The following is a 5,470-nucleotide window of genomic DNA, read 5'->3' on the forward strand; positions in this document are numbered from 1 at the left end:
CCGCCTCGCTCGGCGCCGTCGCCGCGCTCACCGACCCCGCGGGGGCCGAGCGCGTCCTCGCCGCCGGGCTCCCCGTCCTCGTCGTCGGCGACCCGCGCGGCCGCATGGGCGCCCTCGCGGCGCGCATCTACGGCAACCCGGGCGACGACCTCCTCCAGATCGGCATCACCGGAACCTCCGGCAAGACCACCACCGCGTACCTCATGGAGGGCGGCCTGCGCGCCGCCGGGCACGCCACCGGGCTCATCGGCACCGTCGAGACCCGCATCGGCGACGAGCGCCTCAAGTCCGAGCGCACCACGCCCGAGGCCACCGACCTCCAGGCGCTCTTCGCCGTCATGCGCGAACGCGGCGTCGACGCCGTCGCCATGGAGGTCTCCAGCCACGCCCTCGTGCTCGGCCGCGTCGACGGCGTCGTCCACGACGTCGCCGTCTTCAACAACCTGAGCCCGGAGCACATGGAGTTCCACTCCGGCATGGAGGACTACTTCCAGGCCAAGGCCCAGCTCTTCACCCGCGCGCGCAGCCGCCGAGGCGTCGTCAACTACGACGACGAGTACGGGCGCCGGCTCGTCACCGAGGCCGAGGTCCCGATCGTCACCTTCTCCGCCGAGGGCCACCCCGACGCCGACTGGCGCGCCGAGGATGTCGAGATCCGCCCCACCGACTCGACGTTCACCGTCGTCGGCCCCGACGGCTCCCGCTACCCGGCCCGCGCCCCGCTGCCCGGCGCCTTCAACGTCGCCAACACCCTCGCCGCCGTCGCGGCCCTCGCCGAGGCCGGGACCGACCCCCGCGTCGCCGCCGAGGGCGTCGGGGCCGTCCCCGGCGTCCCCGGGCGCCTGGAGCGCGTCGACGCGGGACAGCCCTACCTTGCCGTCGTCGACTACGCGCACAAGACCGACGCCGTCGAATCGGTGCTCCGCTCGCTGCGCCGCGTCACCGAGGGCCGCGTGCACGTCGTGCTCGGCTGCGGCGGCGACCGCGACACCACCAAACGCGGCCCGATGGGCGCCGCCGCGGCGCGCCTCGCCGACACCGCCGTCCTCACCTCCGACAACCCGCGCTCCGAGGACCCCCTCGCGATCCTCGCCGCGATGCTCGCGGGCGCCGCCGAGGTGCCCGTGCACGAGCGCGGGGACGTCCTCGTGGACGCCGACCGGGCAGCGGCCATCGCCGCCGCCGTCGCCCGCGCCGAGCCCGGGGACACCGTGCTCATCGCGGGCAAGGGTCACGAACAGGGCCAGGACGTCAACGGGGTCGTCCGCCCCTTCGACGACCGCGAGGTCCTCAAGGAAGCCATCCGCAAAGCCGCGGCCACCCCGGCCGCGCAGCAGAAAAGCGTGGGATGAACCTGTGATCGCCCTCTCTCTCGCCGAGATCGCTGACATCGTCGGCGGGCGGACCCACGACATACCGGACCCGGAGCTTCGCGTCACCGGTCCCGTCGTCACCGACTCCCGGACCGTCGAGGACGGCGGACTCTTCGTCGCCTTCGCCGGCGAACGCGTCGACGGGCACGACTACGCCGCGGGCGCCGTCGAGGCGGGCGCCGTCGCCGTCCTCGCGACCCGGCCCCTCGGCGTGCCCGCGATCGTCGTGGACGACGTCACGGCGGCCCTCGGCGCCCTCGCCCGCACCGTCGTGGAGCGCCTGGGCACCACCGTGATCGCCATGACCGGCTCGGCGGGCAAGACGTCCACCAAGGACCTCATCGCGCAGCTCCTGAGCCGCCGCGGACCCACCGTGTGGCCCCCGGGCAACCTCAACAACGAGATCGGGCTCCCGCTGACCGCGCTGCGCGTCACCGAGGAGACCCGCCACCTCGTCCTGGAGATGGGCGCCCGCGGCATCGGCCACATCCGCTACCTCACCAGCCTCACCCCGCCCTCCATCGGCATCGTCCTCAACGTCGGCTCCGCCCACATCGGCGAGTTCGGCGGCAAGGAGCAGATCGCCGTGGCCAAGGGCGAGATGGTCGAGGCCCTGCCCGAGTCCGGACTCGCCGTGCTCAACGCGGACGATCCGCTCGTACGCGGCATGGCACCCCGTACCCGGGCACGGGTCCTCCTCTTCGGCGAAGCGGACGATGCGGAAGTCCGGGCCGAGAACGTCACGCTTACGGACACCGGACGCCCCCGGTTCCTCCTGCGCACACCCACCGGGTGCGGCGAAGTGACCTTGCGCCTGTACGGTGAGCACCACGTGTCGAACGCGCTCGCCGCCGCAGCCGTCGCCCATGAGCTGGGCATGCCCGCCGAAGAGATCGCCCTTGGTCTCGGCGAGGCACGCTCCCTCTCCCGCTGGCGGATGGAGGTCACCGAGCGCCCGGACGGCGTGACGATCGTCAACGACGCCTACAACGCGAGCCCCGATTCCGTACGAGCAGCACTGCGCGCGCTCGTCGCGATGGGCTCGGCAGCCCGAGACAAGGGCGGCCGGACCTGGGCGGTGCTCGGGACGATGGCGGAACTCGGGGACGAATCGCTCGCCGCCCACGACGCCGTCGGACGGCTGGCCGTCCGGCTCAACGTGAGCAAGCTCGTCGCGGTCGGGGGCCAGGAGGCGGCCTGGCTGCGCATGGGCGCATACAACGAGGGTTCGTGGGGTGAGGAGTCGGTGCACGTGTCCGACACACAGGCGGCGATCGACCTGCTACGCGGGGAACTGCGACCGGGGGATGTCGTCCTGGTGAAGGCGTCCCGGGCGGCGGGCCTGGAGGAAGTCGCCCAGGCCCTCCTGGAAGGCGCCGGTGAGGGCGAGGCCGCCGCGCGATGAAGCAAATCCTCTTCGCGGGAGCGATCGGTCTCTTCCTGACCCTCATCGGCACCCCGTTGCTCATCAAGCTGCTCGCCCGCAAGGGCTACGGCCAGTTCATCCGTGACGACGGGCCGCGCGAGCACCACAGCAAGCGCGGCACGCCGACCATGGGTGGCATCGCCTTCATCCTCGCCACGCTCATCGCGTACTTCCTCACCAAGCTCATCACCGGCAGCCCGACCAGCTTCTCCGGGCTCCTGGTGCTGTTCCTGATGACGGGCATGGGCCTGGTCGGCTTCCTCGACGACTACATCAAGATCGTCAAACAGCGCTCGCTCGGCCTGCGCGCCAAGGCGAAGATGGCCGGTCAGCTCATCGTCGGCATCGCCTTCGCCGTGCTCGCCCTGCAATTCGCCGACCAGCGCGGCAACACCCCGGCGTCCACGAAGCTCTCCTTCGTCACCGACTTCGGCTGGACCATCGGCCCGGTGCTCTTCGTGGTCTGGGCGCTCTTCATGATCCTGGCCATGTCCAACGGCGTGAACCTGACGGACGGTCTGGACGGCCTCGCCACCGGCGCCTCCGTCATGGTCTTCGGCGCCTACACCTTCATCGGCGTCTGGCAGTTCCAGGAGTCCTGCGCCAACGCGGCCACCCTCACCAACCCGGCCGCCTGCTTCGAAGTGCGCGACCCGCTCGACCTCGCCGTCGTCGCCTCCGCCCTCATGGGCGCCTGCTTCGGCTTCCTGTGGTGGAACACCTCGCCCGCCAAGATCTTCATGGGCGACACCGGCTCGCTCGCCCTCGGCGGCGCCCTCGCGGGACTCGCGATCTGCTCGCGCACCGAACTGCTCATCGCCCTCCTGGGCGGCCTGTTCGTGCTCATCACGCTCTCGGTCGTCATCCAGGTCGGCTCCTTCAAGCTGACCCGCAGGCGCGTCTTCCGCATGGCACCGCTCCAGCACCACTTCGAACTCAAGGGCTGGTCGGAAGTCCTCGTCGTGGTCCGCTTCTGGATCATCCAGGGCATGTGCGTCATCGTCGGCCTCGGTCTCTTCTACGCGGGATGGGCGGCCGACAAGTGACCGAGCAGGACTTCGCGGGCACCCGCGTCACCGTCGCCGGGCTCGGCGTCTCGGGGATGCCGGCCGCCCGCGTCCTCCACGCGCGCGGAGCCCTCGTCACCGCCGTCACCGACGCCGACGACGAGCGCTCCCGCGCCCAGGCCGAGGAACTGCGCGCCCTCGGCATCACCGTCCGCCTCGGCGACGGCGCGAGCCTCCCCGAGGGCACCGAACTCGTCGTCACCGCCCCCGGCTGGCAGCCGGACAAGCCGCTCTTCGCCGCCGCCGAGGCGGCCGGGGTGCCGGTCTGGGGCGACGTCGAACTCGCCTGGCGGCTGCGCGGCCCGGACGCCGCGCCCTGGCTCGCCGTCACCGGCACCAACGGCAAGACGACGACGGTACGGATGCTCGCCGCGATCCTGGAGGCGGCGGGCCACCGCACCGCCGCCGTCGGCAACATCGGCGTCTCCCTCCTCGACGCGGTCCTCGCGAAGGAGCCGTACGACGTCCTCGCCGTCGAGCTGTCGAGCTATCAGCTGCACTGGGCGCCCTCGGTACGGCCGCACTCCGCGGCCGTGCTCAACCTCGCGCCCGACCACCTCGACTGGCACGGCTCGATGGCCGCGTACGCCGCCGACAAGGGCCGCGTCTATGAGGGCAACCAGGTCGCCTGCGTCTACAACGCCGCCGACCCGGCCACCGAGGAACTCGTGCGCGCCGCCGACGTGGAGGAGGGCTGCCGGGCCATCGGTTTCACGCTCGGCACCCCCCGCCCCTCCGAACTCGGCGTCGTCGAAGGACTCCTCGTCGACCGGGCCTTCGTGCCCGACCGGAGCGCGCAGGCCCAGGAACTCGCCGAGGTCGCCGACGTGGACCCGCCGGCCCCGCACAACATCGCCAACGCCCTCGCCGCCGCCGCGCTCGCCCGCGCCTACGGCGTCCCGGCCACGGCGGTGCGCGACGGGCTGCGCGCCTTCCGGCCCGACCCGCACCGCATCGAGCACGTCGCCACGATCGACGGCGTCTCCTACGTCGACGACTCCAAGGCGACCAACACGCACGCCGCCGAAGCCTCGCTCGCCGCCTACGAACCGATCGTCTGGATCGCCGGGGGACTCGCGAAAGGCGCGTCCTTCGACGAACTGGTGCAAGGCGCCGCGAAACGCCTGCGGGCCGTCGTCCTCATGGGCCGCGACCGCGCGCTGATCCGCGAAGCCCTCGCGCGACACGCGCCGAACGTACCCGTGGTCGACCTCGACCGGGCCGACACTGGGGCGATGTCCGAAGCGGTGCGCGAGGCGGGCGGGCTCGCCGAGAGCGGCGACACGGTCCTGCTCGCCCCGGCGTGCGCCTCGATGGACATGTTCACCAACTACAACGTGCGCGGCGACCTCTTCGCCGAGGCGGTCCGCGCACGCGCCACCGCTGCCGAAGGCGACTGAACCGGACCGGCCCGCCGCCGGGCCGGTCCGCGCCAGGACGACTGGAGGGGACAGCGACGATGGCCGCTGAGCGTACGGCCGAGGGCGGGCGGTACAGCTCCGCCCGCGTGCACCGCAGCCGCAGCCCGAGAGCACCCCGCGCGGGCCTCCCGCTGCGCGGCAGGACCTTCGCGGGACGGGCGCGCGGCACGGGCGGCGGAGCGG

Annotated in this window: 4 protein-coding genes; all 4 read left to right on the plus strand. The window is 72.7% G+C overall.

Annotated elements, in window-relative coordinates; translation table 11 throughout:
- A partial coding sequence (locus G3I42_RS21985) for a UDP-N-acetylmuramoyl-L-alanyl-D-glutamate--2,6-diaminopimelate ligase (RefSeq protein WP_164288475.1) occupies positions 1-1,352 on the plus strand: 1,352 nt, incomplete at its 5' end.
- A 4-nt stretch (positions 1,353-1,356) separates the two neighbouring features.
- Positions 1,357-2,778 (plus strand): UDP-N-acetylmuramoyl-tripeptide--D-alanyl-D-alanine ligase, encoded by a 1,422-nt coding sequence (gene murF / locus G3I42_RS21990; protein ID WP_164288477.1) that lies wholly within the window; start codon positions 1,357-1,359, stop codon positions 2,776-2,778.
- The gene (mraY, locus tag G3I42_RS21995; RefSeq protein WP_009064394.1) at positions 2,775-3,845 is read left to right on the plus strand and encodes a phospho-N-acetylmuramoyl-pentapeptide-transferase; all 1,071 of its coding nucleotides are present in this window, start codon (positions 2,775-2,777) and stop codon (positions 3,843-3,845) included. Before murF ends, mraY begins: the two co-directional genes overlap by 4 nt.
- Entirely contained in the window at positions 3,842-5,266 is a 1,425-nt protein-coding gene (murD, locus tag G3I42_RS22000) for a UDP-N-acetylmuramoyl-L-alanine--D-glutamate ligase (protein ID WP_164288478.1), read from the plus strand. The genes mraY and murD overlap by 4 nt, the downstream gene beginning before the upstream one ends.
- Positions 5,267-5,470: the final 204 nt, after the last annotated feature.

The organism is Streptomyces sp. SID11385 (genome assembly GCF_010548245.1).
GTDB lineage: Bacteria > Actinomycetota > Actinomycetes > Streptomycetales > Streptomycetaceae > Streptomyces.

Bases quoted from the DNA above. Each gene is read 5' to 3' on its own strand.
- mraY (WP_009064394.1), top strand. From the start codon at position 2,775: ATGAAGCAAATCCTCTTCGCGGGAGCGATCGGTCTCTTCCTGACCCTC.